The following is a 26,160-nucleotide window of genomic DNA, read 5'->3' on the forward strand; positions in this document are numbered from 1 at the left end:
GCTATTCAGAACATGCATCAGATGAATGATCTTCGGCGCGTCGACCTCAATTTGCTGGTGATCCTCGACGCCTTGCTCAGTGAGCAACACGTGACCCGTGCCGCCGAGCGCTTGCACCTGAGTCAGCCGGCCGTCAGTCATGCGTTGGCGCGGTTGCGTGATCTGCTCGGCGATCCTTTGTTGGTGCGGGCGGGTGCCAGCCTCGTGCCAACCCCGCGAGCCCTGGAGTTGATGGCTCCGTTGGCCGAAGCCTTGGCTCAAGTGCAATCGCTGCTGGCACCGAATACCTTCGATCCGGCCACCGCCAAGCGCACGTTTCGACTGGCGATGTCTGACTATGGCGCTGCAATCATCCTGCCGGGGTTGATCCGGACCTTGCGCCGGGAAGCACCGGGCATCGATCTGCAAATCAGCCATGCCAGCCGCGAAGGCATGCTCGATGCAGTGCTCAACGGCGACATCGACGTGGCGGCAGGCGTCTTTCCAGAGTTGCCGAACGAGTTGCGCAGCACTCCGCTGTTCGAAGAGCACTACGCCTGTCTGGCAGACCGCAACAGCCTGCCCGCCGATGGCGTGCTCGACCTGCCGAGCTACTTGGCCCGACCCCACGTCCTGCTGGAAATGCGCGGCAGCGGCACCCCGGAAATCGAACGAGCCCTGACAGCCCTGCGTGAACGCCGTCGCGTGGCGATCAGCCTGCCGCACTGGAGCGTCGCCCCGGAATTCATCAGCGGCACAGACCTGATCCTCACCGTCGCTTCCCGAGGGTTGCTCAATATCGATGAGCAGTCGTTGATCGTGGTCCCGCCGCCGTTTCATATTCCGTCGTTTACGTTTGTGTTGGTTTGGCACAAGCGGCGGGGCGGGGATCAGGCGTTGAACTGGTTGAATGGGCGGATTGAGGAAGGGATCAGGCACGTATGACGTTCTATCCAGTGCCCTGATTTTGTAGTGTTTACCAACTGACAGGCGGAAGACGCCTGGTATGGAAGACCCTTAGTACCTGCAGGCGTCCTTGGCGAACTCGATAGGGAATTAGATAAGGTCGGTCTGGCAAGACCCATTCTCGAGTGCCGGGCAGACGGCCTTCACGGCCGGTTGCCGGAAAGCGCGCAAGGTGATCGACGCTGGCAAGGAGGGCTTGGACGAAGTCCGCTGCGGCTTTCGGATTCTCAATTGCTATATAAGCGGCTTCGTCATCGAGATTCTTTAATGCAGTACGCAGCCACTCAACGCGCATTGGCTGTCCACTTGTCGGCGATTGCATTCACTTCTTCCGGCGTTGCGAAGTCACCGGCATCGGCTTCTTTCAGCGCTTTCTGAATTTCTTCAATTTGCCAGGCTTCCCTCGCGAGATATTCACGCAGAGCATCCACTGCGAGAAATGACTTACTGCGACCCGTGGCCCTGGCAAGGTTGGCGAGCGTATCGGCTAGTTCGTCTGGTAAGCGCAAAGACATGACGGACATGACGGTCTCGATGTAGTGGTTTGTAATACAACATACTACCGCGTCATGCGGGGGGGTAGGCCACCCCCGTTCGTCTGCCGTAACAAATGATTGAACAGACCTACCGAGCCGGGGATAGTGCGCGGCTGAAATCGTCTGGTTTTTTGAAGTAAACAAGGAGCAGGGCATGACATTGAAGTCTGGATTGATAGGCAGTTTGGCTGCGTGCAGCCTGATAATGACGGCCCGGGTGTTCGCTGAATGCTCGCCAGCGCCGTTGAGTGACGATTTTGGTTTTTCCGTTTGTAAGGACTGGCCCGCTTATCCCGGCCTTACTCTTACTGCCACTTCGCAGCACGAAGCGAATCCGTCGTTCGACAGTTCGGGTCGTGACGGAATCTATGACCTCAGCCTTGCGGTCGTGTCGAGCAGTGCTTTGAAACCTCTGGCGTCCTTCCATCAGGCGTCTGCCTTCGTGTCTGACGCATTTGGTGTTGAAGACATTCAACTTGATACCGCGCGCTACACACTCACGCCAGAACTGCGAGCCTTTGGCGTACGGATCAGATTTGGCGGTTCTTCTCGCGCCAATCCCATGGCTGAAACCTGGCTGTCGCTCTATGTAAAAGAAGGCACTCAGTTGCGTCCAGTCCTGGACAGGCTCATCACAGAGGCGGAGAGCGGCGAATGGGACACCAACTGTGCCGGTGAGCGCTACAACACCGTTCGAACCCTCGAGATCGGCAAAACCAGCTCACATGGATTTGCGGATCTGATCGTCAAGTCGGTGGCCACCAGTATCATCGGCAAAGGCGAGGGAGAGGCTTGTGAATCCAGATCAATCACCGCTAAACCCGTGCTGACGACACTTCGATACAACGGCAAAGCCTATGTCCTGCCGCAAGGGTTCAAGGGCGTTTAAGTACTACGAGCGATTTGTGACGATCAGGGAAGGCTATGACTATAACCAGGAAACTGCTGAGTTCAATCGCCGTACTCGGCCTCATCATTGCTGCCGGCCAGGCTCAAGCGGGTTGCGAAGATGAGGCGCCATTCGGTCAGCGTTCATTCACGCTATGCAAGGTTTGGCCGGCTTATGACGACCTGACGATTGTTGCCACGTCGACGGTTACCCCGGACTTCGTAGATGCAGGTAATGACGGCGGGAATGTCGATCTGGAGTTGTTGGGGCGAACTGTGCGATGGCGAATCCAAAAATTGAAGACAACCCAAGTCACTCTCCGTTATGACGGTAAGCAATACGTCGTACCAGAAGCACTTAGCGGTTAATCGGTCGACAGCAGCCCTTTGCACGGTTGAAGTTCTTCGACGATCTGTAAGTCGGGTTCCGGGAACCTGAGATAGACTTGCGTGCATTCACCCCGGTTCAATAGGACTTCCAATGACCCCATCGCTGCTAATGGCTGTTCTCGCCTCGGGCTTTATCTACGGCATCACGCCGGGGCCGGGTGTGTTGGCGGTGTTCGGCATCGGTGCGGCGCGTGGTCGGCGGGCCGGGGCGGGGTTTCTCTGCGGGCATTTGCTGGGGGATGTGGTCTGGTGCAGCACCGCGCTGATCGCGATTGTCGGTGCGCGGGAAATCGGCAGTACTGCGTTCGATGTGCTGGGCGTGCTCAGCGGGCTGTATCTGCTCTGGCTCGGTCTGCGCGCGGTTCGTGCCCGTCGCAGCAGTGTCGAAGCGCCACAGGGCCCGGCGCGGCAGCCGTTCTGGCACGGCATTCTGTTTGGCCTGACCAATCCGAAGGCTTACCCGGTGGCGGTAGCGACTTTTACGGCGCTGCTGTCCAGCCGTGCCGAATTGCTGCACTGGTCGATGCTGCCGTGGCTGATTGTCCTGAGCTTCGTTGGCGGCCTCATGGCCTACGCTATCCTCATTGGCATTGTCGGGGCGCGGCAGGTGCGCAGCTTGTACCAGCGCCATGAGCTGTTGATCACCCGGTTGTGTGGGGTGATGTTTATCGGTTTCGCCATCAACGCCCTGGCGCATGCATTGCCGGGGCTGGTGACGAACAAGGCGTGAGGCTGATCGCAAGGAGGCGTCAGTTGTATTGATGGGGCATGGAGGGTTCTTTATTGCTGCATTGTCCGGACACGCTCACCGCACTATGGCAACCAGAAATTCCGCGCCGTTGGCGAGTTTCATCGATCTCTTGCTGGACGCCGTCTGTGCGGTCGACAAACAAGGTCGCTTCGTATTTGTCAGCGCGGCCTGCGAGCGTATCTTCGGTTATACCCCCGAAGAGCTGATCGGCCAGCCGATGATCGACCTGGTGCACCCCGCTGATCGTCAGCGCACCCTCGATGCCGCGCGGGAGATCATGGGCGGCGACCCCAAGCTCAATTTCGAAAACCGCTACCTGCGCAAAGATGGCCGCGTGGCGCACATCCTCTGGTCGGCGCGCTGGTCGGAGGTCGACCAACTGCGCATCGCCGTGGCGCGCGACATCACTGAGCGCAAGCAGGCCGAATCCCGGCAAGCGGCGTTGTATGCGATCTCCGAAGCGGCCCACGCGGCGGAAGATTTACTGGCGCTGTTCAAACGCATCCATTTGATTATCGGAGAATGGCTGCCGGCGCTGAATTTCTCCGTGGCGCTGTATGACGAACACTGTGCGCAGCTGAATTTCCCTTATCACGTGGACGATCTGGAGCCGCAACCCGAGCAGCCCGGAACGATCACCGGGCGCCTCTGCGCCGAGGTGATTCGCAGCGGCCAGCCGATTCTGCTGACACCGGATCAGGACAATTTGCCGGAAGGGTTTGAGGCGCTGGTCGCGGGACAGCATTCGCCTTGCTGGCTGGGCGTGCCGTTGAGTTCACAAAACGGCACCATCGGTGCGTTGATCGTCAAAAGCGTGCCCGGTGGTGAGCGCTACACCGAACAGGACAAGGAGCTGCTGCAATACGTTTGCGCCCAGGTCGCCACAGCGATTGAGCGCAAGCAATTGCATGCCAGGCTGCAGCGCATGGCCCAGTACGACCAACTGACTCAACTGCCCAACCGAGAGTTGCTGCGTGAACGGCTTAAAGACTCACTGACGCTGGCGCGGGCGGATTCCGGGCATATGGCATTGCTGTATGTCGACCTCGACCGTTTCAAGGAAGTCAACGACACCCACGGCCATGCGGTCGGCGACATGCTGCTGCAAGCTGTCGCCAACCGGCTCAAGGGCTGTGTGCGCGAAACCGACACGGTGGCGCGCATCGGCGGCGATGAGTTTGTGGTGTTGTTGCACAGCATCCACGCCTCGGAAGACGCCGACAGCGTGGCGGGAAAAATCCGACAGGTCCTGGCTCAACCCCTGCGTCTGGACGGTCACAGCCTGATCATCCAGACGAGCATCGGCGTTGCGCGATACCCCGACCACGGAACCGAAGAAAAGCAGTTGTTCCGGCATGCCGATGAGGCCATGTACGCCGCCAAGCGCCAAAATCATCAGCGCCTCGGGGCCTGAAAAATCTGCCACCGTTCGTCGCGGCGATTTCAACTTTTCTAAACCTTTGCGGTGATCGAAATTCTGATTCTATGCGGGCTCCTGCTCGCCGCGATCATCACCAAGAGGTAGAGAATCATGCCTAATTCAAGAAACTCGAACTCGGGAAACTTCGCCAACGATCGAACGAAGGCGTCTGAAGCCGGTCGCAAAGGTGGGAAAACTACCACCACGACTGTCGATAAAGACCCTGCGAAACCCGATATGGGCCGTAAAGGTGGTCAGAAATCGAAGTAGCGGTGAAGGTAGTTTTGATTGAGAGGCGGGAGCGTAAGCTCCCGTTTGAATTTTTTACGAGGAGGGCGCGACCATGAGCCGGATGGCCACCCGATTACGCAATGCCAGTTTTGCCACGTTGCTGGGTCTGTGCGCCAGCAGTGCCTTTGCCCAGTCCCCCGCCGAATTCATCAACGATGCATCGGCCAAAGGCATGGCCGACATCGAAGCCAGCCGCCTGGCGCACCAGAAAACCGAATCCAAAGAGGTCAAGGACTACACCATCGTCGTCATCAACGACCGCACCACCGCCAACCAGCATCTGGCGAAAATCGCCAAGCAACTGGATTTGCCGGTGGCTCCGCGCGAAGAGGTAGTCGATAAAGCCAAAGCCTTGATGCCGCAAGTGCAGGACGGCGCGAGCTTCGACCAGGCCTACGCGGCCAGTCAGGTGAAAACCACCCAGGAAGCCATCGAACAGCTTCAACAGGTAGCGCAGACCACCGACGTGCCTGAAATCAAAGCCTTCGCCGAAGAAACCCTGCCAAAATTGCAGAGCCATCTGCAAATGGCCAAGGCGCTGCAAGCCAGTCGCTAACCCACGAAGTACGCGGGTGACCTCGGGCCACCCGCGACGTCCCGATCAGCATTCATTCAAATCCTGCTTACCTTTTTCCTGGACGACGGTGCCGTCCAGGGAAATCGTTTCGCCCTCGCCAAGTTGCCGATACTGCTTTCTCAGCGCTTCCAACTGCTTGAGGTCCAGCGCCTCGAGCCCCAGCATCGCGTTCTGCGCCTCCTTCGTCACCCGCAGCAACTCATCGACCTTCAAATGCAAAATGTCCGTGTCGCGGTTCTGGGTGTTCTGGATCAGGAACACCATCAGGAACGTGATGATGGTGGTCGACGTATTGATGATCAGTTGCCAGGTGTCGTTGAAGTGAAAAATCGGCCCACTCAGCCCCCACAGAAAAATCAGAATGATCGCCCCCATGAACGTTTTGGGGCTGCCGGCCCACAGGGCAAGTTTCTGAGCGACTTTTGCGAATTTCATTGCCGTGTTCCTTATAGGGATGCGCCTGATTTTCAGACAGCACGGGCATGATGAAAATTCTGATTAAATTCTGGGTTCAATGAAAAGCCGGTAACTCGTACCTCGGTAGGTCGAAGTAGCTGACGGAAGGCTGCGACCTGGCGATCTTATAGGTCGAATTGACTCAGATATGGATGGAGGAAATCTCTGTTGTTCCCAATTCTTGGTTGGATTCTTTCTTTGTGCCGGTTTGTGTCTAGTATCAAAGGCAATCAATTTGCCAGCATGCAAACACACGGATCGAACCAGATAAGAGGCCACTCATGGAATTCTTCGAAAAGTTAGCAAGCTTAGCCGCCAAAGTTCGTTTGCAAGGCGCTGCCATTAAGACGGAAGAAGCGACCAAGAACGCGTTTGTCATGCCGTTTATCAGCACGGTGCTGGGCTACGATGTCTTCGATCCGACGGAAGTAACTCCCGAATTCGTTTGTGATATTGGAACGAAAAAGGGAGAAAAAATTGATTACGCAATCATGAAGGGGGGAGAGGTTCAAATCCTCATCGAGTGCAAAAAAATAGGCGAGCCGCTGCACATCAATCATGCCTCCCAGTTGTTTCGTTATTTTCACGTCACCAGCGCCCGAATTTCTATCCTTACCAACGGTCAGGTCTACAAGTTTTTCACCGACCTGGACGCGCCAAACAAGATGGATGAGAAGCCGTTTCTTGAACTCGACCTTCTGGATATCGACGAGTATTCCGTTCCCGAATTGGTCAAGCTCACCAAGTCAGCCTTCGATGTGGATTCGATCATCAGCGCCGCAGGTGAGCTGAAGTACGTCAGCCAAATCAAAAAGGTCATTGCTTCGCAGGTCAGCAAGCCTGATGACGACTTTGTGAAGGTGTTCGCATCGCGTGTATACGACGGGGTGATTACTCAGAAGGTCCGTGAGCAGTTCCATGAGCTAACGAGAAAGGCCGTGGTGCAGTTTCTCAACGACCAAATCAACGACAGGCTTAAGTCGGCCATGAGCGGTGCTATTCAACCAGCGTTGGCCTCTTTGCCGGTTTCTTCCAGTGGTACCGAGCAGCCGGATTTGCGGGACGAGTCTGAGGACAAGGTTCTGACCACCTTGGAAGAACTGGAGGGTTATCACATTGTCCGCGCCGTGGTTCGGTCTGTTGTCGATGCCAAACGAATTGTTCAACGCGACACCCAAAGCTACTTCGGCATTCTGCTCGACGACAACAACCGCAAACCTATCTGTCGTCTGCACTTCAATCGTTCACAGAAGTACATCGGGATTTTTGATGAAGAGAAAAATGAAACCCGGCACGCAATCAACTCGATAGACGATATCTACGAATACTCGGATCACTTGAAGAAGACTGTTGGATATTACGACTAGCCGAGCTTGCTCGGCGCGAAAAAAAACCGGCCATTGCGGCCGGTTTTTTGTGGGCATTTGATCAACAACGCGCGAACAGATATGCCCTCTCATTCAATTCAATAAAAAAACCGCCCTTGAGGCTAATGCCAATCAGTTAAGGAGCGACACAATCCGTAGCAGCAGGCTTCGCCAGCTGCTACGGATCGCGTTTTGGCTTAACTGATTGGCATTAGCCCTTGAGGCCGGTTTTTTAGGAGTCAATTCACTCCGCCAACTTCACGTCCACCGACCAACTGAAGTACCCCAATGCCTCGCAGCTTTTATTGATCAGCATGAATTTCAGTTCGCACGCCGCCACACCAGCCGCCAATTGCGTGCAGTGCCAGTAATGATCATCGGCCGTGTGGCTGCCCGGTTGGGTCGGGTTTTCGGGATTGGGTGCGGGGACTGTCAGGTTTGTGTGGATCACCAGTTCAGGTGGTGAAAGTACCCCGGCATCACCGACAGACATCTCGTAGAACACCACGCTGTGTTCAGCGAGCAAGCTGACGGTCCTGCCACGGATATGGAAGTTCTCGCCGTTACTGGCGATAAACGTCATAAAGCTGTCATTTGTAGTACTTTGTGTTGTTTTGTTGCCGCTGATGGCAAAGATGAAACCTTCCTCAATCCCGGTCGGGTTTTGCGGCTCAAGACTGGGTTGCGGATAACGTAAAAGCAGCGATTCGGCATCGACGACCAGCAGCACATTATTGGCTGGCGCGATACTCGTCGAGGGGGAGGCAATCGGTTCGGAAGTCATCATGGATTCCTTTCATGATGTTGATTCAAGACGGCAGCCGCATCAGTTCAAGCAAGACATCCCGTCCCGGCCGAAGCGGCAGCGAACTCGGTAGGCCCCTCGTCGCCAAGGGGCCTTGTCATCGTCAGTTACGGATGGTAATGAACGGATCCCACGAGCAGCAACCTACGATCTTGCAGTCGCGATCAACGATCAGGAAATGGAAGTGGTAGGTCACGCTACCGCACGAAAGTGTTTCCGAAGACCAGTAATGGTTGTCGACTTTCTGGCAGCTCGGAACCGACGGGTTGCTGGTGTTGGGAACGGCAACGCACGCTGTAGCCTTGCGAGGCGTGGGTGTGGAGATCAACTCGTTGCCGACATTGCCAATGAACTTGTAGAAAATCACTGCAGTCTCGAAGCTCTGCGACAGACTGGTTTCACGCCAGCGAATCAAGTCGCCTACCTGGGCTTTCAAGTTGAGTTCGCCACCGGCCTGGCCGCTGACCACGTTGTTCTGATTGGTCACCATGTACACATGATTGACGTCGATTAACGTCGGCGAGGCAGGGTTTTTGCTGATGTTCGGGTAGTTTTTCAGAATGGTTTCAGTGTCGATTGAAACAAGAACATCCGTGACTCGAGACATAGTAAAGCTCCTTGTTCATAGTGAATGCCTGGCATCTTCCAGGCACAACAACGCTTGCTTGCCTTACGGCCGTTGCGAACACACTACGGGCGGAACCCACCTGTCACGGGCATGAGCTGGCCTTGCTCCTTGCGTGCAAACTAACGGGTTCGGGTTCCTTCCGACGGGCCGCGATAGGACTATAGGTGCCATTTCAAGGCTGTCAAAATTGCTTTCCTGTCAGTTCGACGAACGGTCGATTTAGTTATGATTTCAGAAGATTTGGCGATAAAGAACGCGCATTCAAACTCTCGTTGTTATGTCGGTGCCAAGTCATACAAGTTCAGGTAATAGACAGATACGACCTGCTACAAGATCAATTAGCCAGGCAGGAGCGTGGCTGGAAAAGGGGGGATTTTTGCTGATTCACTCAATGCGGCGGTCAAGCCTGAGGAGGCAGCATGTGGTTACGTTATATGGCGTTATTGGCGGTGATGTTCGCAGCGTCCGGCTGTGTGCAGGAGCGGGTCGTTCATGAGCGGCGTCCGGTGCAGCATGAGTACGTTGAAGTCATTGCACCGCAGCAGCCACCGGAACGCGTAATCGAAGTAGAGCCTGTGGCGCGTCCGGGGTACGTCTGGTCCCGAGGATACTGGCGTTGGGAAGGTGGGCGTTATGTCGCTGTTCATGGCCACTGGGTGCCGGAACGACCGGGCTATCGTTATGTGCATCCCCACTGGGAGCAGCGCAATAATGGCTGGTATTGGCAACGAGGGGGTTGGGTCAACTGACATCTTTCGCCATAGGTCGGATAGGGCAGGGCACATCGGTTGGCGTATCGTAGCGAACCGTTATCTGCCCTGCCCATGACAACGCACCGACAGGAGAACGCAATGAGTTGGTCCGCCAAACAATACGTCGCCTTTGAAGATGAACGCACACGCCCCGCCCGTGACCTGCTGGCCGCGATTCCTGCTGTGGACGCGCGCTTGGCAATCGACATCGGTTGCGGCCCCGGTAATTCGACCGAGTTGCTGGTTGAGCGCTTCGCCAATGCCACGGTGCGTGGCTTGGACAGTTCGACCGATATGATCGAGGCCGCCCGCAAGCGCTTGCCGCAGGTGCAATTCGATACGGCTGATATTGATACCTGGAACGAAAACGGCCCATTTGATGTGATTTTCGCCAACGCGGTATTGCAGTGGGTTCCCGACCACGCGAAGTTGATACCTGCACTGGCGAGCAAACTGGCGCCCGGTGGCAGTCTGGCGATCCAGATGCCGGACAATCTCAACGAACCTTCGCATCGCTTGATGCGCGAGGTTGCAGCCGATGGCCCATGGGTTGGCAAACTGGCAGGCGCCGCCGGGCAGCGGACGGAGATGGCAGATGCCAGTGGTTATTACTCGATGCTGCGAGCCCACTGTTCCCGTGTCGATGTGTGGCGCACGACTTACCATCATCCACTTTCTGGCGGCGCGTCTGGTGTGGTCGAGTGGTTCAAGGGCAGCGGATTGCGGCCGTTTCTTGATCCGCTGGATGAGGCGGAGCGAGCGCAGTATCTCAAGCAGTATCAGGCGGCGATCGAGCTGGCTTATCCGACGTTGGCCGATGGTTCAGTGCTGCTGCCGTTCCCACGGTTGTTTATCGTCGCGACCCGCTGATGTGTTAGTGAAAAAGGGACAGACCGCGCTCTTTTCGTCTGTCCCTTTCGCGCACTAATGGCCGAGTATCCTGTCGTAGCTAATCAATCAACTGATCTATCAACACCGCGTTGCTATAGACCAAGCTTCCATCACTTGCGCGATGCCCGACCAGATGGAACTGACCACGCTCGTTGTGTATATAGACGCGCATCTGGCAGTCGGACAAAGGGTCGTATCCCTCTGGCAATTTCAACTCCAGTGTGTCCATGTCGACATCGACCATGGCTTCACGCTCATGGGTCTTCTGCAGGCGTTCTTCAGCGTCCTCCAGACCCTTATGGAGGGGACCATCGACGTAAAAATGGATTTCACCCATCGGGGTCGACTTTTGTTGTCCGTTGACTTTGCACCAGCCTTCGATCGTCAAGGCACTCATGACGAAATCTCCGTTGTGGACGGCTGGACGCTGTCGCTCTTGGCCGTCATTTGTCTGACCGCTATGCATAGGCGAGGATCTTTGCGGGCGCTTTTAGCCGATCTTTGCCTTGCGTAATCAGATTTTAATTATAGCTGGCAACCGGGCCTCGCTTGCTCGACGTGTCGTCCCGGGATATGTGTTACTGAATAGTTACAGCTATATATAGCGAATAGATTTCAAGTGATCAAGTTGATGCTGAAGTTGGAATATCCAGGCAGCAAGGCTTTCCAGGAAAAGCGCTTGTTCCGGCCATGAACTATACTTCCTGCGGACTTTGCCACGAAGATAGGTGGTATTTGTCTAGCCTGTTTTGGCGTCAGATTAGTATTTGATTTGACGATGTTGTTCTGTGGCGATGCTTAGGCATACCGATGAGTAACAGGAATAGGATGAAAGCAAAATGGCAATGGCAATTATTCTTGTACTAATCGTTATTGCATCAGTGCTGTTCCATATATTAGCGCCTTGGCATGCGGCACCGGCAGCTTCCAACTGGGGGTCCATAGACACCACCCTGTTCATCACCCTGATCATCAGCGGAATATTTTTCATCGCCATCACCGTATTCATGGCGTTGGCCGTGATGCGTTTCCGTCACAAGGAAGGTGCCAGGGCGGCCTACCAGCCAGAAAATAAAAAGTTGGAAACATGGTTAATTATCGTGACCTCGGTAGGTATTGCCGCGATGTTGGCGCCAGGTCTGGTTGTTTACAGTGACTTTGTCCGGGTGCCGAATAATGCTTATGAACTTGAAGTGGTCGCCCAGCAGTGGCAGTGGGCCTTTCGATTTCCCGGCCAAGACGGAAAACTGGGCAAGTCGGATATCAAGTTTGTTGATTCCACCAATCCCTTTGGTCTTGACCCCAAGGATCCTGTTGGGCAAGACGATGTACTTATCATAAGCAATGAAGTTCGCCTTCCGCTCGATAAGCCGGTAAAAGTTTTACTGCGCTCTAAAGATGTGCTGCACGATTTCTATGTACCACAAATGCGCAGCAAGATGGACATGGTGCCAGGGATGGTGTCGTACTTTTGGTTTACACCGACTAAAACCGGGAAGTATGAAGTCCTTTGCGCTGAATATTGTGGCGTCGGCCATTACAACATGCGCGGCCATATGATCGTGGAGGAACAGGACGCCTTCGATCAATGGCTGAACAGCCAACCGACTTTTGCGCAGACATTAACGACTGCTGCCAAGCCCAGTCGGGACAGCGTGCTGAAAAAAGGCCGCATGCTGGCCGAAAACCTCGGCTGCAGTGCCTGCCATAGCCAGGATGGCAGTGCCAGCCTCGGCCCGGGATGGAAGGGTCTGTACGGCCGCACTGAACAGCTTGCCGATGGCACCAGTGTGCTGGTCGATGAGGCCTACCTGAAAGAGTCGATCCTCGATCCGAAGGCCCGATTGGTACAGGGCTACCCGCCGGTCATGGTGACCTATACTCTCAATGACGATGAACTGGGCGCACTCGTCGTCCTGATCAAATCACTGGGTGCCGCGCAGCAAGACAATGAACCTTCTGCCAGCGAAGCGTCGGGCCCAGGTGACGACTTGGCGACGCAGGGGCAACAGCTGGCTCAGTCGCTCGGCTGTCTGGCCTGCCACAGTGTCGATGGCAGCAAGGGCGTCGGCCCCAGCTGGCAGGGCCTGTATGGCGAGACCGTAACCCTTGCCGACGGTTCGACGATAAAGGCCGATGAGGGCTATATAAAAGAGTCGGTTCTTAATCCCGGAGCCAAAATCGTCAAGGGCTACGCAGCCGTCATGCCGGCCTTTACCCCGAGCGACAAGGACCTGAACGCACTGATCGCTTTTATCAAATCCAAAGCAAATGCCGACGCTGATGCAAGCAAGGCGCAGCCAGGGAAGTAGCCGTAAAGCAGCCAGGAATGCACCGAAACTTCGAACCGGAGGATGACGTGATGGCCTATGCGGAGCAAGCCGAAACAGAAGCACTACACGAACCCAAAAGCTTCCTGACCAAATATGTCTGGAGTCAGGACCACAAGGTCATCGCCATTCAGTATTCCTTGACGGCTTTGTTCGTGGGCGTTATCGCCGTGGTGTTGTCCGGCTTGATGCGCATACAGATAGGCTTCCCCGGTACTTTGGCGTTCATGGACGCCAGTACTTACTATCAGGCGATGACCATGCACGGCATGATCATGGTCATTTATTTGCTGACGGCCTTGTTTCTGGGGGGCTTCGGTAATTATCTGATCCCGCTGATGGTGGGCGCCCGCGACATGGTCTTCCCCTATGTCAACATGCTGAGTTACTGGTTCTACCTGCTGGCGGTAGTGGTGTTGCTCTCCAGTTTCTTTGTACCGGGCGGCCCCACCGGTGCGGGCTGGACGCTCTATCCGCCACAGTCCATTTCTCAGGGGACACCGGGAGTCCAGTGGGGCATCGTCCTGATGCTCGTCTCACTGGCGATTTTTATTGTCGCAGCCACCATGGGCGGGTTGAACTACGTCACCACGGTGTTGCAGGCGCGCACGCATGGCATGACATTGTTTCGCATGCCGCTCTCCGTATGGGGAATCTTCATGGCCTCGATTATGGCCTTGCTGGCCTTCCCGGCGTTGTTCGTCAGTGCGGTCATGATGCTGTTTGACAAGCTGTTGGGCACCAGTTTCTTTATGCCGGCGATGGTCTCGCTGGGGCAGCAGCTCGATCACCAGGGTGGCAGCCCGATCTTATTCCAGCACTTGTTCTGGTTCTTCGGCCACCCGGAGGTTTACATCGTTGCTCTCCCTGCGTTTGGTCTGGTCTCCGACTTGATCAGCACGCATGCGCGTAAAAATATCTTCGGCTACCGAATGATGGTGTGGGCCATTATTGCGATTGGTGTACTCAGCTTTGTGGTCTGGGCGCACCATATGTATGTCAGTGGAATGAACCCGTACTTTGGCTTTTTCTTCGCCGTCACCACCTTGATCATCGCGGTGCCGACCGCACTGAAAGTCTACAACTGGGTGCTGACCCTGTGGCGCGGCGACATTCATCTGACCGTGCCGATGCTGTTTGCCCTGGCCTTTATCGTCACCTTCCTGGTCGGCGGTCTGACCGGCTTGTTTCTGGGCAATGTGATCGTGGATATTCCGCTCTCGGACACCTATTTCGTTGTGGCTCATTTTCATATGGTGATGGGTGTCGCGCCGGTGCTGGTGGTGTTCGGCGGCATTTATCATTGGTTCCCGAAAGTCACCGGGCGCATGTTGAACGACACCCTGGGCAAGCTGCATTTCTGGATTACCTTTCTGGGCACCTACGCCATCTTCTTCCCCATGCACTACCTCGGTTTCCAGGGCATGCCACGCCGTTACTACGCCTATGAAAACTACGCGTTCATCCCGCAGTCGGCGCAAGAATTGAATGCCTTCATTACGGTGGTCGCATTGACCGTTGGCGTTTCCCAGCTGCTGTTCCTGTTCAACCTGGCCTGGAGTGTATTTAAGGGCAAGCCCGCAGGCAGTAATCCCTGGGGCGCGGCCAGTCTGGAATGGCAAACGCCGAACACCCCGCCGATACACGGTAACTGGGGAGCGAAGCTGCCGGTCGTGCATCGCTGGGCCTATGACTACAGTGTGCCGGGGATAGAGCAGGATTTCGTTCCGCAAACAGTCTCCGCCGAGGAGTTGGAGCAGATGCGGCAACTGAGTGCCGGAACCAAGATAGCGGACGTTAAAACATGAGCAGGTTGCTATTGAGAAACGCCGACGGCGCTGACCCCGGCGGCAGCTGGAATCGCGATCCGGAGGGTATTCAGGCCGGAGAGGGTGCCGATCGAAACCAAATCGCAAGAATAGGCCTGCGCTTGTTTCTGGCCGTGGTGAGTTCGTTGTTCTTTCTCTTCTTGCTCGCCTTTATCGCCCGTTCACAAATGACCGACTGGCTACCCCTGACAGAGCCTTTGGCGCCGTTAGCCGATCTCTCGCAGCTATGGCTGAATTCGGCTTTTCTGGTATTCAGTTGCATCGCACTGCAGTGGTCGCGTATGGCCGCCCGAAAGGCGCGACTGGGTGCAACTGTGATTGGTTTCGCATTGGGGGGTGTATTCGCCATTGCTTTTCTGGCGGGACAGCTCTGGGTCTGGCAGCAGTTTGTTGCCTGGGGCTACTTTCTCGCCAGCAATCCGGCCAACAGCTTCTTTTACCTGTTGACCGGCCTGCATGCGCTCCACCTGCTGGGCGGGCTGATAGCCTGGGGCATAATCGTTGCTAAATTCCTGCAGCGCGTGCCATTGCCGCAACTCAGCGCCAGCGTAGAGCTGTGTGCAATCTATTGGCATTACTTACTGGGTCTTTGGTTCGTGCTATTCGCTCTGCTGACCAGCACGCCGCAAACCTATGAAGCCATCGCGAGATTCTGCGGCCTGAGGTGAAAAGCCATGGCAACGCACCCACTTGCCCCAGGCGAGTCCAGTTCATCCAATCCACCCAGCTTGCCGCCGCCAGAAGGATGGCAGGGCATCGCCAGCGACTGGTCCTCGGATAAGGAGGCCTTCAAGCAGGTCCCTTGGGGCAAGGCGATGATGTGGATATTCCTGCTCAGCGATACTTTTATATTCACCTGTTTTTTAACCGGCTACATGTCGGTACGCATGACCATCACCACCGCCTGGCCGAACCCCAGTGAAGTGTTCGCATTGACGATTGGCGGTAGAGAAATCCCACTTATTCTGATCGCCATCATGACCTTTGTGCTGATCAGTAGCAGCGGCACCATGGCCATGGCCGTCAATTTCGCCTATCGCCGTGATCGTGCGAAAACCACTGCCCTGATGCTGGCGACCGCTGCCTTGGGGGTGACCTTCGTCAGCATGCAGGCATTTGAATGGAGCAAGCTCATCGCAGAAGGCGTGCGTCCCTGGGGGAACCCTATGGGGGCGGCGCAGTTTGGAGCCAGCTTTTTCATGATTACCGGTTTCCATGGACTGCATGTGTCAATCGGCGCCATCTACCTCAGCATTGTGGCGATGAAAGTATTTCGGGGAGATTATGAGCGCTCCGGAAACTATCAGAACGTCGAGATAGCCGGGCTTTACTGGCACTTCGTGGATTTGGTGTGGGTGTTTATTTTTGCTTTCTTCTATTTATGGTAGAGGAGCACGGGTGATGGCACATGCTCAAGGTCAGCAACATCCAATCAGCTTGTACCTTAAAATTTGGGGGCTGTTATTCGTCCTCAGCACGATGTCGTATCTGGTCGACTATTTCCACTTCCACGGCTACCTTCGGTGGTCCCTGATTATCACGTTCATGTTGTTGAAGGCAGGTCTAATTGTCTCCATCTTCATGCACATGGCCTGGGAGCGGTTGGCCATGGTCTACGCCATATTGGTGCCACCGTTGTGTTTGCTGGTACTCGTCGGACTGATGGCCACCGAGGCGGACTATGTTTTCCTCAGCCGGGTCATTTCCTTCGGCCAATAAGCAGCGTCTGGATGGCCTCAGTCTCCAGGAGCTAACCCGATATCACTCGCTTGAACTGATGCCATTTGTGCTGCCAGGCTACTGTCCAGTGGGGGGCGGCCGCTCCCGTGCCGGCGATCTCCAGCATTGGATGATGTTCGATAACCCCGTCCAATACCGACTCCTGGCCCGGCTCGACATCTACGAAGAAAATATGTTTTCCCTCTGCTACCACCTGTTTAAAACTGCGGAAGTGGGTGTTAGGCACTTGGATACCAAAAAAACCGCCTTCCCAGATGCAGAAGCCACATACAACAATGGCAAGAAAGATAAAGGGCATCCAGCCTGCGGCGGATTCGGTCCAGCCCAGCCAATAGGCGCCGCCAAGAACCAGCGCCGCGAGTGGCACACCGATCACTGCACCAATTTCGCCAGAGTGGACAACATCCTGTTCCATTAACGAGTTAACCTCGTGAAGGTGATGTTGTTCAACATCGGCAACGTGTTCACTGAACACATGAATTTGTTCGGAATTGATGCCGCTGGCTTCCAGCTCATTTTCAACGGCTTCAAGATCGTCGAGATTGTTGCTGATGTAATAGTGTCTATTCATGCCACACCTCCCATCTCGTGCTTGCCGTAGACCTCCTTTGTCTTGCAGCTGCCAGTCGAGATTTACAGTCGGTATCAGTACCCGTGGGCACGTTGGGCGCTTCATTCAAGCCATAAAAAAGTATAGCACTGCATATCATTCAGGCATGGGGACGGGAAGTATGCGGTCTGATGCTCCCGGCAGGTTCCCCGGCACCCCAAATTCCGGGCACAAAAAAACCGGCCACAACGGACCGGTTTTTTGTGTTCCTGCGTCTCCCGTCAAAACCTCCTGACGTGAGACCAAAATTCGATTGGAGCGGGTGAAGGGAGTCGAACTGGCATTATAAATCAATCACTTATATCTAAAAAAATATACAAACATACATGTGACTGTACAGCGAGCATGGAATCCGACGAGCGGTAGTCTCTCAGGTTTGGCGAGAGCCTTTGGCAAGCTGTTCGACTAGCTTCAGCACGCTTTCCCGATCAGTTCCTTTCAGCGAATGAAATAACTTGAGCAACTGTGCTTCGTCGTCATCCACGCAGTAGAAATAAGCCATCGGTAAATCCAGGACTGTTGCGATCTGTTGAACAGTACCCACCCCGGCCTCGTGCACGCCTTTTTCATATTGATTCATACGAGCTGATGCGCTTGCTGGCTCAATTCCAGCTTCTATACCAAGCCTTTCTTGACTCAGACCTGCTGCTTTTCGCGCTTCCTTCAATCGCTTGCTGAATATGCTCAATTTCTCTAACCGCAAAAGCTAAGAGAGTCTTAGATTTTCGTTGACGCCTTGCTAAGACTTACTTAGGATCGCGAGCGCAGTGGCTTTTTGATGTCGTTTCTTTGCGGCAGAAGGTAGCCATGGGCTACCATCAGTTTTTTCGTGAAAAAGGAAATTGCGATGTTAGGAATGATGATTGGTGCGGCAATTGCGATAGCGCTTATGTTGCTAAAACGCGACATTTTCAGATGGTATGGCTGTTTAGTGGCAGCGTATTTTGGCTTACTTCTGATCACTGAAGCGATATCGCCATTAAAATCGCAGATATGGTTTCTAGTAGGTACTTTTTCCGGTTATTCAGTAATCAGTGCCTTTGATCTTATCGTGCGACCAATCCTCAGCAAACCTCTCGCATACAAAGATTTCGTCATTACCCATGGCTACGTAACGAATTCGCGGTCTGTGAACACGTATCATTCCAATACCTCTGTAAACGTAGGAACTTTCGGAGATATTAATGCTAGTACTGATCACTACTCCGTAGAACACAATGCCATGGCGATCAAAAAAGTCGATGGCGAAATGATTACGGTGCAAGGAACATTCAATAGCGGAAGGGCTAAAATTGGTGAAGAGGTCGTCTTCGGTGGTCAGAATGGAAGGAAAGAGTACTGCTTCTACAATGTAACAACAAAGCGAGGCGATTCACAGTCGCTGGTCAAGCCTGTAGAGCTGATACTATGCGCACTATTACTTTGTATTCCTTTTATTTCGGAGATTGCACTGGCATCGTTTTTTGTAGGGGTTACCATCGGAAAGCAACCTAAGAGTCTTGTATCAAGCGGAGCAATGGAGATGGAGCTAAGACATCTGGCATTCGCATTGTCTTACCATTTCATTGCTGCAGTTATCGCTCTATATTTAGGAAAAGTCGACTCAATAGAGGCTGGGTTTTCCGCATATTTTTATATTATCTCCCCCGTCACTTTAATTCATTTAGCATTATGGTGGCTGGACTATGCGCGGTTTGAGAAATTCATTTCTGGGAAAATGAACGAGGCGATTAAACTACATCACTCATCCGCACAGATGTCGAAATCAGAAGTCGCCTAGTGTCAAGGGCTATTGGTGCTGGTCGCGGTCTATAGTCGCACATGATCGGGCCGCAGCTGGGCGGCTGGTTGGCCAGCTTTACCGGCCAGCCAGGCGATCGTGTGTGGCGGACAAGCGCAGCGCGTCAGGCTCTTGCTGTCGCAGATATTCCCCCTGGCCAACCCTCTTCGTCGCCCTTGATTCTCGAAATCAAAAAATAGGGATATCGATTGCGACGCGCAGCGGCGCATGAGCCCGCCGACCCCGGCCCGGGGGACGTCCTGTCGGGGGCGGAACCCCGACACCGGGGCGCCGAAGAGGCGCGATCTTGCTTTCCCCGCCGGGCTAGCCTTGCCCGGCGAGAAGGGCATATGGTGTTTCAGTAATTTAATCATCGCTGCACATTTCAAAAAGCTCACAATGAGTGACTTGGGCAAGTTTGATTTGCGTTTGTGCTGTCGCTGTACAAATTATGTTGATTTCAACTTTTCTAACAAAGTCCGTTACTATTGCGGGGCTTGCATATTCCTCCGGCAGCTCTTCGGAAATATTGACCTGTAATCGAGCATTTCCGCACTTCAAGCAACGTGTTTTATTGGATAGTGGGTGAGCTGTCAAATGCAGTTTTTCCAGGAGTTCCTTGCGTTTCGTTAGTGATACTTTGTCCATCATCTCTAGCCTCATCGTTTATTTTTGTTTTTAGTGCAAAGCCAAATTTTCGATTGGGATTTTTAACAGCCGATATAAAAAGTTTCTCCTCCAGCTTATCTAGCTTCGGCGCAACCGCCTTGGGCGTTTCTATGAGCGATGACAGGTCGGAGCGCAGTCCAGTGCCAGACTGTGCCTTTCGCATCGCCCCCAGCGGCGTCAGAATTCGCTGTTCGACCCGCCCCTGTTGCTGATCCAGGGCTTTGAGATAACGCATGTCATCACGTAGTTGGTTGATGTGCTCGCTGATCAATCGTCGGTTGGAAGCAAAATCACTGCCGTAGCCATCCTGGCTCAAAAAATTGCGCCCGCTGTAAGTGCTCAAGTTGAATTTGAACAGCACGGAAAAGCCTCTGGTAAAGGCTTGGCGGAAGGCCTCTGCCGCTTCCTGCTGCTGCTTGAAGAACTTGCGCGACTGCGCCATCACTTCATCCGCGCCCTGGCGAATCGCGTTGTGCAGCTTGCGCCTGAGTTCATCAGCCACTGGATCCCCGGTTTTGATATCCGCCACCTCCATTTCGGGGTTGCTTGCATCGGCCAGGGCATCAATCTGCGTTTGGTCGAAGCCCCGAATCAACGGGTTATTGGCCACAAAATCGCGAGCAGCAGTCCGAGCCCGAGGGCTGAAAGTATCAAGATCGTTTTTAACTGCCTTAAACTCTTCTGACAGTTCTCCAAGTCGTTTTGCAGAGAGACCGTCAAGCCGACTTGTTCGTTCAGCTGATCCGTTAGTAAGTTTATGTCGCCCTTGAGTTTCCGCTGTCCGTTCAGCAAGCGCCTCACTGTATCTGGATTCAGACCCAGCTCGGCGAGCTTCGAATCGCGCAACTGCTTTTGCAGACCGTTGTTTAATTTGCTCAAAAGATCGTTCGCCATACAGCTCTCCTTTTAATCTGGCTGCTTTGTTCATTTCCGGAAATTTGAAGGAAAAATAATCCGCGCCCTTCCTTGTGATTTTTGCTCCGCAACTTTCAAGATACTTGAACATGTCTTCGCGACTGCCGATGGCCTGGTTATCAATCAGTGTGTTGATTGCTGCCACGACTTGTTTTTTGGCATCACTCTGGGGATCAAAAGGTTTAATCACTACATTGCGAGAATATTTCGGGTCACGGGGATTTTGCAGCCCGTATTTTTCGCACATATGATCGATAAACGCGTCGTTATGCTCAACAAAGGTTTTATTGCTCCCAGCTCCGCGCTTACCGTCATAATTTGGTGGAAATGGATTAAAATATTTGCCGCTTTCAGCGTGCACACGCGGTGCGATGTAGTGCATTTCCAGCCGATCCAGGTGCCGGTGCTCGACCATACAAATCAGCCGACTGTCTTCGCGATCGATCCCAGCAAAGGCAAAGTCCTTGAACTCAGCAATGATCTGTTCCTTCATCCCCGGCGTGGCATCGATCAACGCCGTTTCCTCTTTTGAAAAGCTCAGCACGCCAGACGTGTACTTGTGTTTAAAGTCCAGGCTTTCGCACAGCGCACGGATCACATCCGGATCACCATCCAGCAGTACCGGCGCCGGCTCTCGCAGCTTCCACTCCTCGGCAACCTCATCGTAATAATTCGGATCGAGAAAGTAGTCGATCGCCGCTCCAGCCCCAGTTGTGCTGTATTTCGACAGGCCGTGAATCATGATTTCACCGCCTTCTTTTTCCGCTGGGCCGTGCGAAATTGCCGAGCTGTTGGCATCAAATGCTGTGCTTCTGTGGAACTTACCGCCGCCACGCGCTCAATATCCTCACGAATAATGTTCACGCTGTGGATCAAGATCGCCGCGTCGGCTTTTTCTTTGTAGATGTTTGCGTGTTTCGAAAGCATGTTCAAATTGCTGTTTATGCGAGCAAGCCAGACATTCAATTCTCTGATCTGTTGCGGCAGGCCAATGCTCACTTCGACGGTCGCATCCGTAATCAACTTGCTGATAAATTGACTGACATTCATCTCTGCCGATCGGGCTTTTTCATTCAGCAGCTTACGCTGCGACAGAAGCACTTGCGCATTGATTTGAACCATCTTGTCAGCCACCACAGGCTGTTTTTCTGCCTCGCTCATGATCCCTCCTGGGATTCTTCTTTTGATCTTGCTGTTGCTCTTAAAGGGGCATGGGGGAACCCCATCGGATTCAAGGCAGAGCCTTGACAAGGTCGGAAAATGTCGCAGACTATTTTTCGAGGAGCCTTGTTCATTTATGAGCTCAAGAGTATTGTTAATGCATAGCTGTCAAATGTTCAATTGGCAGTTCTGGGAGAGTTAATTATATTGAGGTTTTATGAGTGAAATTTATTTCGGAAGCGTAGCGCTATTTTATTCAGCTGGCGATACGCTTGAGCCAGATGCAAGTTACGACGGAAAAAATGCAAGGCAAGAGCAAACAAAGCGCTCAATAGCGTGCCTGCGGAACTATTTTAAGGAGCATTCTGTTGCACCTACGTTATCAAAGCGCACATCAATCGAAAGCGCAGGATCTTCAGTCGATAAGTTTTTTGGAAGATAACTTAGGAACGATTCACATAACGCTTGATTTTTTCTGGCTGGTTGGAGTAGGCGGCATCATCACGGCGGTGATGAGTATGAGAAAGGATCTTCTATTCAAAGTCCTAGGGAATTAGGAGCTCACCCGGGTAATGGTTTACGCCATTTTTCTGCAGATGCAGCGCTCTTGAATGGCTGGTGAATTTTAACCAACTCACTAGTTTTTCATTTTAAAACATCAGCATGCGTGATTTTTCGCTTGTGACTCAGAGCCATTTTCTCTTATAAAAGACATCTTTTTAGCCCTCTCGTAAAAGGATGTAAACCATGAGCAATGCTTGGAACGAAGGTTATTTCACGGACGAGGATTACGTCTACGGGTACTGCCGAGAAGTGAATCCAGTGTTCCAGCGTTACTGCTTGTTGCTGCGTGGTTTTGCCAGCCTGGAAAGCACTGATGCCCATCACTGCGAACTGGGCTTTGGTCAGGGTGTCTCGATCAATATTCATGCCGCCGCCAACCCAGGGCGCTATGTTGGTACGGACTTCACCCCGACTCAGGCGGCGCATGCCAGCGAGCTGGCGGCCTCCTTTAACAGTGATGCCCGGCTGTATGACGATAGCTTCGAACAACTGCTGACCCGTGAGGACTTGCCGCAATTCGACAGCATCAGCCTGCATGGCATCTGGGCCTGGGTCAGCCGCGAGAATCAACACCTGATCGTCGAATTCGCTCGTCGCCACCTCAAGCCCGGTGGGCAACTCTACGTGGATTACAACTGCTCCCCAGGTTGGTCGCCTATGGCGCCGCTGCGCAAGCTGCTCAGCCTGCATGACCAGTACGCCTCTGCGTCATTACGCTCAGCCGATCGCGTCGACGCCGCCTTGCAATTCTCCGAGGCACTGCTTGCAGCCAATCCCCAATACGCAGAAGCCGCTCCAGGCTTGAGCGCCAGGCTACAAAGCATCGCGGGTCAGAATCGCCAATACGTGGCCCACGAATACTTCAACCGCAACTGGGACTGCATGTACTTCACTGACGTGGTGGATGCGTTCGCCCCCGCCAAGCTGGACTACGCCACCACGGCGGTACCGCTGGACACGGTGAATCCGCTGAACCTGAGCGATGAAGGCATTCAGTTTTTGGAAGGCATTGAACACCCGATTTTGCGCGAGCAGGCGCGTGACTACTTTGTGAACCAGCATTTTCGCAAAGACCTGTACATGCGCGGCGCTCGCCGACTGGCTGCCTCTGAACAGCGTTCCCGCCTGCTCAACACGCGCTTTGTGATGGTGCAGGTGGTGGACAGTGTTGCCAGCACGATCGTTGGCGCTGCCGGCGAAGCTACGTTGACCGCTGACATCTATGGCCCGGTTCTCGACGCACTCTCAGCCAAGGCTTACGCTCCAAAATCGCTGCGCCAGCTGCTAGCGGCTGTTACCCCGATGACGTTTGACGCGCTTCAGCAGGCTGTCAACGTGCTGGTCGGCATGGGGGCGGTGGCACCCTGCCAGACCGAAGCGGATGAAAAGCTGGTGGTGGAACGCTGCGGTCTTCTCAACCTGCAGTTGTGCAAACGTTCATTGTTCAGCAATCAAATTCAAACCTTGGCGAGCCCGGTCACGGGCGGGGGTGTTTCGGTCAGTCGCTTCGACCAGCTGTTCCTGATCGCAATGATGCAAGGCAAGAAACAACCGACTGAATGGGCGCAAGTGGCGTGGGGCGTCATGAGCGAACATGGCGAAGTCTTCGTCAAGGATGGCCAGCCCCTGACCAGCGCTGAAGAAAACATGGTCGAGCTGGTTGAGCAAGCCAAAGCGTTCGCTGAAAAAACGTTGGTCGTCCTCAAAGCGCTGAAAGTCGCCTGATCATTGCGCTGCAAGCCCTCGCCGTCCGGTGGGGGTTCAAGCATGCGGTTTGTTCATATAGGTTAGTGCTGATCTTGGGATGTTACATCCCAGGCCTTCATGCAGCCTCGTTGTGGGGTAGATGGATGCGTAGCATGATGGAAGATGACAATAACGAATATTCATTATTTTCTTGAACTCAGCTGGGGAATGGGCCCTAGCGCCGCGAAGATGAATATCAAAGGCGTGAGAATGCTGTACGTGTCTGTGCGGCGATTTCAGAGCTTTTCCGTAACGCCTGCAGTCGATGTGTGCAAAGTGCTCTGAAAACGCTGCAGGCGGCGTTCCAGGCCCTTTCGCGAGGTGGGTAACCGAGGCGCTTGAGTACAGCGGAATAATCTGGGCCTTCCGGGAGAAACTGCCATTGCTCAGAAGGCAGTTTGGATAATCGTTGTATGCATGTGCTACACCAGCGCGGTGGCCTCAGAGCATTAGCGAATGTTCGGGCTTCTGCTTCTCTTGAATAATTAATAACAATTGTGACCTGTTCTGTCTCCTTACGTCTCAACTTGTCCGCTTGCTCCTGGCTGATGTCTTCGCACAAACCTGCAATTTGCACAGACTGCTCATCCAGCTCATGCTTTATTGATCTTGCGGTGAAGATTGCTTCACCGTATTTGTTCTTTCCCTCTTCTTTTTCAAAGCTAAGCTTATCTGAATCATTCTCAAAAAAATGGACGCGGGCCGTTAATTGGCTCTCATTCCTATCATCTAGATCCATAGGAGGATGGATTTGCTCGGCCAGTTGCTTTATATGTGCCGGTGCATCGGGATCTTTTGCCACCCGTTTAAGTGCTCTCTGTTTTCCTGTGGCGCACTTGATACCGAAAAAAGCATATTGTCTCGCGCCCATGGCACGGATGGCGCATTTGTACCTGGTGGCAGTGTCATCGTCTTCACCCGCTAATGCTTTCAGCACGTATCCAAATATATAAGATGAAGGGGTGGCGGTATCATCACTTGTCTTTTCAATAATGCGGACAATATCGCGCTTATTATTCGCAAAATAGTCTTTACGATCTATGTACAGTCTTTCTATTGAATCTTCAATGGCTTCCAAAATTTCTAGTTCTTGATTGAAGAAAATTGCTATGTGCCAATGCGGGCATCCATCTTCATGAACCTCGACCACCCGAAATCCGAAATAATCCCCGCTTCTTCTATCAACACCAATATTATCTAGAGCGTCCAATATCGAACGCCAATCCTTTTGCAGAGATTGGTTAGCCTCTCTGGCACTCGCCCCTGAATACTTATCCCTTCCAACCTTCGGGTTTGGATGGAACTCTGGAGACGCTGTTAGCGTGATAAAGGCGCAGCCAAATTGATTCTCCTCCGCGATTTTCTCAAGAGCTTTGATGTCTAAAAATAATTCGTTAAGTCTGTTTTTTCTTGCTCCATCGGCCACGTCTAGCAAGTTGAATACAAATGGATCAGAACTATTATTGCGGATTATCTTGTTACAGCTCTTCAGGAATTTATCTGTTTTCTCCTTGCGTTCTTTATGCATTTTGATCGTTCTGTCAGAACAGCACACTTGAGTGGGGCTCTTGCCGCCAAGCTCTTTATTTATATGTGCTATATGTTCTCTCTTTTCATCGGCCAGTTTGATGATTTGCCTGCGCCACCATTTTTTATCGCTTATTCTGAGTGCCAGTGAATCGGTAGTCGAATTTTTAGATTTTTTTACCTTTATATTAAACGGTAGATCGTCAATGATGAGTTTCTTTTGATTGCCATTTGCAGGCAGCAGTGAAAATCTATACGCGGCGGCGATTTTATGCGCGAGACGAACAAGCTCATCATTCGAAAAATAGATTATTTCTTCGATAGCGGGAAGTGCTTCTGAGGGCGGGGTGTCGGTCTTTTCATATATCTCGTTTCCGTGGTCGTCAAACCCACGGAAAAGTATTTCGCTGTATTGTGTTTCTAGCAACTGCTTCGGGAGAAGTCGGTTGGGAGTGGTGGTGTACATTTTATTATTCTTATTATTCTTATTATTCTAAGCCGCACTAGGCGGCGTTTCTGCTTCTAATCCGCTCCGGGCGGTGAACGGATCAATTTTTTCAGACCACCTATCCGGCGGGCCACGCTATTAGAG

28 protein-coding genes are annotated in these 26,160 nt (G+C 53.3%); 17 read left to right on the top strand and 11 right to left on the bottom strand.

The genetic code is table 11. The features are described 5' to 3' along the window. The first annotated feature begins 12 nt into the window (after positions 1-12). The gene (locus ACYZTZ_RS03825) at positions 13-924 is read left to right on the top strand and encodes a LysR substrate-binding domain-containing protein (RefSeq protein ID WP_461997266.1); all 912 of its coding nucleotides are present in this window, start codon (positions 13-15) and stop codon (positions 922-924) included. 31 nt (positions 925-955) lie between these two features. Here the strand turns inward: ACYZTZ_RS03825 and ACYZTZ_RS03830 are convergent, their stop codons facing one another. Together ACYZTZ_RS03830 and ACYZTZ_RS03835 are read right to left on the bottom strand one after the other, a co-directional pair. Beyond that, complete coding sequence (locus ACYZTZ_RS03830; protein ID WP_461997267.1) at positions 956-1,240, bottom strand: type II toxin-antitoxin system RelE/ParE family toxin; 285 nt, start codon at positions 1,238-1,240, stop codon at positions 956-958. Further along, the gene (locus ACYZTZ_RS03835) at positions 1,230-1,469 is read right to left on the bottom strand and encodes a CopG family ribbon-helix-helix protein (protein WP_223433530.1); all 240 of its coding nucleotides are present in this window, start codon (positions 1,467-1,469) and stop codon (positions 1,230-1,232) included. The genes ACYZTZ_RS03830 and ACYZTZ_RS03835 overlap by 11 nt, the downstream gene beginning before the upstream one ends. Before the next feature lie 166 nt (positions 1,470-1,635). On the opposite strand from ACYZTZ_RS03835, the gene ACYZTZ_RS03840 reads away from it, so the two are divergent. From ACYZTZ_RS03840 to ACYZTZ_RS03865, 6 genes are all read left to right on the top strand, one after another. Further along, entirely contained in the window at positions 1,636-2,370 is a 735-nt protein-coding gene (locus ACYZTZ_RS03840) for a PA3715 family protein (RefSeq protein ID WP_461997268.1), read from the top strand. 35 nt (positions 2,371-2,405) lie between these two features. Then, positions 2,406-2,738: a hypothetical protein gene (locus tag ACYZTZ_RS03845; RefSeq protein WP_461997269.1), complete on the top strand. Its 333-nt coding sequence runs from the start codon at positions 2,406-2,408 to the stop codon at positions 2,736-2,738. Positions 2,739-2,850: 112 nt separating this feature from the next. After that, complete coding sequence (locus ACYZTZ_RS03850) at positions 2,851-3,489, top strand: LysE family translocator (RefSeq protein ID WP_461997270.1); 639 nt, start codon at positions 2,851-2,853, stop codon at positions 3,487-3,489. Between the two features lie 85 nt (positions 3,490-3,574). Further along, positions 3,575-4,924: a sensor domain-containing protein gene (locus tag ACYZTZ_RS03855; protein ID WP_461997271.1), complete on the top strand. Its 1,350-nt coding sequence runs from the start codon at positions 3,575-3,577 to the stop codon at positions 4,922-4,924. Positions 4,925-5,041: 117 nt separating this feature from the next. Continuing rightward, positions 5,042-5,200 (top strand): KGG domain-containing protein, encoded by a 159-nt coding sequence (locus ACYZTZ_RS03860; protein WP_010462447.1) that lies wholly within the window; start codon positions 5,042-5,044, stop codon positions 5,198-5,200. A 73-nt stretch (positions 5,201-5,273) separates the two neighbouring features. Beyond that, positions 5,274-5,777 (top strand): DUF4142 domain-containing protein, encoded by a 504-nt coding sequence (locus ACYZTZ_RS03865; protein WP_046046166.1) that lies wholly within the window; start codon positions 5,274-5,276, stop codon positions 5,775-5,777. A gap of 45 nt (positions 5,778-5,822) precedes the next feature. Here the strand turns inward: ACYZTZ_RS03865 and ACYZTZ_RS03870 are convergent, their stop codons facing one another. Continuing rightward, positions 5,823-6,233 (bottom strand): low affinity iron permease family protein, encoded by a 411-nt coding sequence (locus tag ACYZTZ_RS03870; RefSeq protein ID WP_008152989.1) that lies wholly within the window; start codon positions 6,231-6,233, stop codon positions 5,823-5,825. A gap of 302 nt (positions 6,234-6,535) precedes the next feature. Between ACYZTZ_RS03870 and ACYZTZ_RS03875 the strand changes: the two genes are divergently transcribed. Then, complete coding sequence (locus tag ACYZTZ_RS03875; protein ID WP_461997272.1) at positions 6,536-7,621, top strand: type I restriction endonuclease; 1,086 nt, start codon at positions 6,536-6,538, stop codon at positions 7,619-7,621. Positions 7,622-7,865: 244 nt separating this feature from the next. Here the strand turns inward: ACYZTZ_RS03875 and ACYZTZ_RS03880 are convergent, their stop codons facing one another. Both ACYZTZ_RS03880 and ACYZTZ_RS03885 read right to left on the bottom strand, forming a co-directional pair. Beyond that, positions 7,866-8,405, bottom strand: coding sequence for an AidA/PixA family protein (locus ACYZTZ_RS03880; protein ID WP_461997273.1), 540 nt, complete (start codon positions 8,403-8,405; stop codon positions 7,866-7,868). Positions 8,406-8,529: 124 nt separating this feature from the next. After that, positions 8,530-9,033 (bottom strand): inclusion body family protein, encoded by a 504-nt coding sequence (locus ACYZTZ_RS03885; protein WP_046046162.1) that lies wholly within the window; start codon positions 9,031-9,033, stop codon positions 8,530-8,532. Positions 9,034-9,473: 440 nt separating this feature from the next. On the opposite strand from ACYZTZ_RS03885, the gene ACYZTZ_RS03890 reads away from it, so the two are divergent. Both ACYZTZ_RS03890 and tam read left to right on the top strand, forming a co-directional pair. Further along, positions 9,474-9,803 carry a YXWGXW repeat-containing protein gene (locus ACYZTZ_RS03890; RefSeq protein ID WP_461997274.1) on the top strand — a complete coding sequence of 110 codons (330 nt, stop codon included), beginning with the start codon at positions 9,474-9,476 and terminating at the stop codon, positions 9,801-9,803. A gap of 102 nt (positions 9,804-9,905) precedes the next feature. After that, a complete protein-coding gene (gene tam, locus ACYZTZ_RS03895; protein WP_461997275.1) occupies positions 9,906-10,676 on the top strand; it encodes a trans-aconitate 2-methyltransferase in 771 nt (256 codons plus the stop codon). Between the two features lie 79 nt (positions 10,677-10,755). On the opposite strand, the gene ACYZTZ_RS03900 is transcribed toward tam, so the two are convergent. After that, a complete protein-coding gene (locus tag ACYZTZ_RS03900; RefSeq protein ID WP_056742598.1) occupies positions 10,756-11,094 on the bottom strand; it encodes a hypothetical protein in 339 nt (112 codons plus the stop codon). A 442-nt stretch (positions 11,095-11,536) separates the two neighbouring features. Here ACYZTZ_RS03900 and ACYZTZ_RS03905 point away from each other — a divergent pair, with 442 nt between their 5' ends. Genes ACYZTZ_RS03905 through ACYZTZ_RS03925 form a run of 5 tightly spaced genes read left to right on the top strand, consistent with a single transcriptional unit; the run spans position 11,537 to position 16,575 of the window. Further along, entirely contained in the window at positions 11,537-13,009 is a 1,473-nt protein-coding gene (locus tag ACYZTZ_RS03905; RefSeq protein WP_461997276.1) for a cytochrome c oxidase subunit II, read from the top strand. A gap of 50 nt (positions 13,010-13,059) precedes the next feature. After that, positions 13,060-14,835 carry a cytochrome c oxidase subunit I gene (gene ctaD, locus ACYZTZ_RS03910; RefSeq protein ID WP_046046158.1) on the top strand — a complete coding sequence of 592 codons (1,776 nt, stop codon included), beginning with the start codon at positions 13,060-13,062 and terminating at the stop codon, positions 14,833-14,835. Next, positions 14,832-15,524: a cytochrome c oxidase subunit 3 gene (locus ACYZTZ_RS03915; RefSeq protein WP_461997277.1), complete on the top strand. Its 693-nt coding sequence runs from the start codon at positions 14,832-14,834 to the stop codon at positions 15,522-15,524. The genes ctaD and ACYZTZ_RS03915 overlap by 4 nt, the downstream gene beginning before the upstream one ends. 6 nt (positions 15,525-15,530) lie before the next feature. Further along, positions 15,531-16,244, top strand: coding sequence for a heme-copper oxidase subunit III family protein (locus ACYZTZ_RS03920; protein WP_461997278.1), 714 nt, complete (start codon positions 15,531-15,533; stop codon positions 16,242-16,244). 13 nt (positions 16,245-16,257) lie between these two features. Next, positions 16,258-16,575, top strand: a complete 318-nt coding sequence (locus ACYZTZ_RS03925; RefSeq protein ID WP_192406592.1) for a cytochrome C oxidase subunit IV family protein — start codon at positions 16,258-16,260, stop codon at positions 16,573-16,575. Positions 16,576-16,606: 31 nt separating this feature from the next. Here ACYZTZ_RS03925 and ACYZTZ_RS03930 read toward each other — a convergent pair whose 3' ends face one another. Next, complete coding sequence (locus tag ACYZTZ_RS03930) at positions 16,607-17,167, bottom strand: magnesium transporter (RefSeq protein WP_461997279.1); 561 nt, start codon at positions 17,165-17,167, stop codon at positions 16,607-16,609. A 409-nt stretch (positions 17,168-17,576) separates the two neighbouring features. After that, positions 17,577-17,894 carry a helix-turn-helix domain-containing protein gene (locus tag ACYZTZ_RS03935; RefSeq protein WP_461997280.1) on the bottom strand — a complete coding sequence of 106 codons (318 nt, stop codon included), beginning with the start codon at positions 17,892-17,894 and terminating at the stop codon, positions 17,577-17,579. A gap of 159 nt (positions 17,895-18,053) precedes the next feature. On the opposite strand from ACYZTZ_RS03935, the gene ACYZTZ_RS03940 reads away from it, so the two are divergent. Beyond that, on the top strand, positions 18,054-18,986 hold the full coding sequence (locus tag ACYZTZ_RS03940) for a hypothetical protein (RefSeq protein WP_461997281.1): 933 nt from the start codon (positions 18,054-18,056) through the stop codon (positions 18,984-18,986). A gap of 571 nt (positions 18,987-19,557) precedes the next feature. Here the strand turns inward: ACYZTZ_RS03940 and ACYZTZ_RS03945 are convergent. Both ACYZTZ_RS03945 and ACYZTZ_RS03950 read right to left on the bottom strand, forming a co-directional pair. Next, a complete protein-coding gene (locus tag ACYZTZ_RS03945; protein WP_461997282.1) occupies positions 19,558-21,312 on the bottom strand; it encodes a relaxase family protein in 1,755 nt (584 codons plus the stop codon). Then, entirely contained in the window at positions 21,309-21,731 is a 423-nt protein-coding gene (locus ACYZTZ_RS03950; protein ID WP_461997283.1) for a plasmid mobilization protein, read from the bottom strand. The genes ACYZTZ_RS03945 and ACYZTZ_RS03950 overlap by 4 nt, the downstream gene beginning before the upstream one ends. 747 nt (positions 21,732-22,478) lie before the next feature. Between ACYZTZ_RS03950 and ACYZTZ_RS03955 the strand changes: the two genes are divergently transcribed. After that, positions 22,479-24,020, top strand: coding sequence for a methyltransferase regulatory domain-containing protein (locus tag ACYZTZ_RS03955; RefSeq protein WP_461997284.1), 1,542 nt, complete (start codon positions 22,479-22,481; stop codon positions 24,018-24,020). A gap of 217 nt (positions 24,021-24,237) precedes the next feature. Here ACYZTZ_RS03955 and ACYZTZ_RS03960 read toward each other — a convergent pair whose 3' ends face one another. Beyond that, a complete protein-coding gene (locus ACYZTZ_RS03960; RefSeq protein WP_461997285.1) occupies positions 24,238-26,034 on the bottom strand; it encodes a replication endonuclease in 1,797 nt (598 codons plus the stop codon). Positions 26,035-26,160: the final 126 nt, after the last annotated feature.

The sequence above is a fragment of the Pseudomonas sp. LB3P58 genome, from assembly GCF_054897895.1.

Coding starts and splice junctions, on each gene's coding strand:
- ACYZTZ_RS03825 (WP_461997266.1), top strand. CDS start 13: ATGCATCAGATGAATGATCTTCGGCGCGTCGACCTCAATTTGCTGGTG.
- ACYZTZ_RS03830 (WP_461997267.1), bottom strand. CDS start 1,240: ATGCGCGTTGAGTGGCTGCGTACTGCATTAAAGAATCTCGATGACGAA.
- ACYZTZ_RS03835 (WP_223433530.1), bottom strand. CDS start 1,469: ATGTCCGTCATGTCTTTGCGCTTACCAGACGAACTAGCCGATACGCTC.
- ACYZTZ_RS03840 (WP_461997268.1), top strand. CDS start 1,636: ATGACATTGAAGTCTGGATTGATAGGCAGTTTGGCTGCGTGCAGCCTG.
- ACYZTZ_RS03845 (WP_461997269.1), top strand. CDS start 2,406: ATGACTATAACCAGGAAACTGCTGAGTTCAATCGCCGTACTCGGCCTC.
- ACYZTZ_RS03850 (WP_461997270.1), top strand. CDS start 2,851: ATGACCCCATCGCTGCTAATGGCTGTTCTCGCCTCGGGCTTTATCTAC.
- ACYZTZ_RS03855 (WP_461997271.1), top strand. CDS start 3,575: ATGGCAACCAGAAATTCCGCGCCGTTGGCGAGTTTCATCGATCTCTTG.
- ACYZTZ_RS03860 (WP_010462447.1), top strand. CDS start 5,042: ATGCCTAATTCAAGAAACTCGAACTCGGGAAACTTCGCCAACGATCGA.
- ACYZTZ_RS03865 (WP_046046166.1), top strand. CDS start 5,274: ATGAGCCGGATGGCCACCCGATTACGCAATGCCAGTTTTGCCACGTTG.
- ACYZTZ_RS03870 (WP_008152989.1), bottom strand. CDS start 6,233: ATGAAATTCGCAAAAGTCGCTCAGAAACTTGCCCTGTGGGCCGGCAGC.
- ACYZTZ_RS03875 (WP_461997272.1), top strand. CDS start 6,536: ATGGAATTCTTCGAAAAGTTAGCAAGCTTAGCCGCCAAAGTTCGTTTG.
- ACYZTZ_RS03880 (WP_461997273.1), bottom strand. CDS start 8,405: ATGACTTCCGAACCGATTGCCTCCCCCTCGACGAGTATCGCGCCAGCC.
- ACYZTZ_RS03885 (WP_046046162.1), bottom strand. CDS start 9,033: ATGTCTCGAGTCACGGATGTTCTTGTTTCAATCGACACTGAAACCATT.
- ACYZTZ_RS03890 (WP_461997274.1), top strand. CDS start 9,474: ATGTGGTTACGTTATATGGCGTTATTGGCGGTGATGTTCGCAGCGTCC.
- tam (WP_461997275.1), top strand. CDS start 9,906: ATGAGTTGGTCCGCCAAACAATACGTCGCCTTTGAAGATGAACGCACA.
- ACYZTZ_RS03900 (WP_056742598.1), bottom strand. CDS start 11,094: ATGAGTGCCTTGACGATCGAAGGCTGGTGCAAAGTCAACGGACAACAA.
- ACYZTZ_RS03905 (WP_461997276.1), top strand. CDS start 11,537: ATGGCAATGGCAATTATTCTTGTACTAATCGTTATTGCATCAGTGCTG.
- ctaD (WP_046046158.1), top strand. CDS start 13,060: ATGGCCTATGCGGAGCAAGCCGAAACAGAAGCACTACACGAACCCAAA.
- ACYZTZ_RS03915 (WP_461997277.1), top strand. CDS start 14,832: ATGAGCAGGTTGCTATTGAGAAACGCCGACGGCGCTGACCCCGGCGGC.
- ACYZTZ_RS03920 (WP_461997278.1), top strand. CDS start 15,531: ATGGCAACGCACCCACTTGCCCCAGGCGAGTCCAGTTCATCCAATCCA.
- ACYZTZ_RS03925 (WP_192406592.1), top strand. CDS start 16,258: ATGGCACATGCTCAAGGTCAGCAACATCCAATCAGCTTGTACCTTAAA.
- ACYZTZ_RS03930 (WP_461997279.1), bottom strand. CDS start 17,167: ATGAATAGACACTATTACATCAGCAACAATCTCGACGATCTTGAAGCC.
- ACYZTZ_RS03940 (WP_461997281.1), top strand. CDS start 18,054: ATGTTAGGAATGATGATTGGTGCGGCAATTGCGATAGCGCTTATGTTG.
- ACYZTZ_RS03945 (WP_461997282.1), bottom strand. CDS start 21,312: ATGATTCACGGCCTGTCGAAATACAGCACAACTGGGGCTGGAGCGGCG.
- ACYZTZ_RS03950 (WP_461997283.1), bottom strand. CDS start 21,731: ATGAGCGAGGCAGAAAAACAGCCTGTGGTGGCTGACAAGATGGTTCAA.
- ACYZTZ_RS03955 (WP_461997284.1), top strand. CDS start 22,479: ATGAGCAATGCTTGGAACGAAGGTTATTTCACGGACGAGGATTACGTC.
- ACYZTZ_RS03960 (WP_461997285.1), bottom strand. CDS start 26,034: ATGTACACCACCACTCCCAACCGACTTCTCCCGAAGCAGTTGCTAGAA.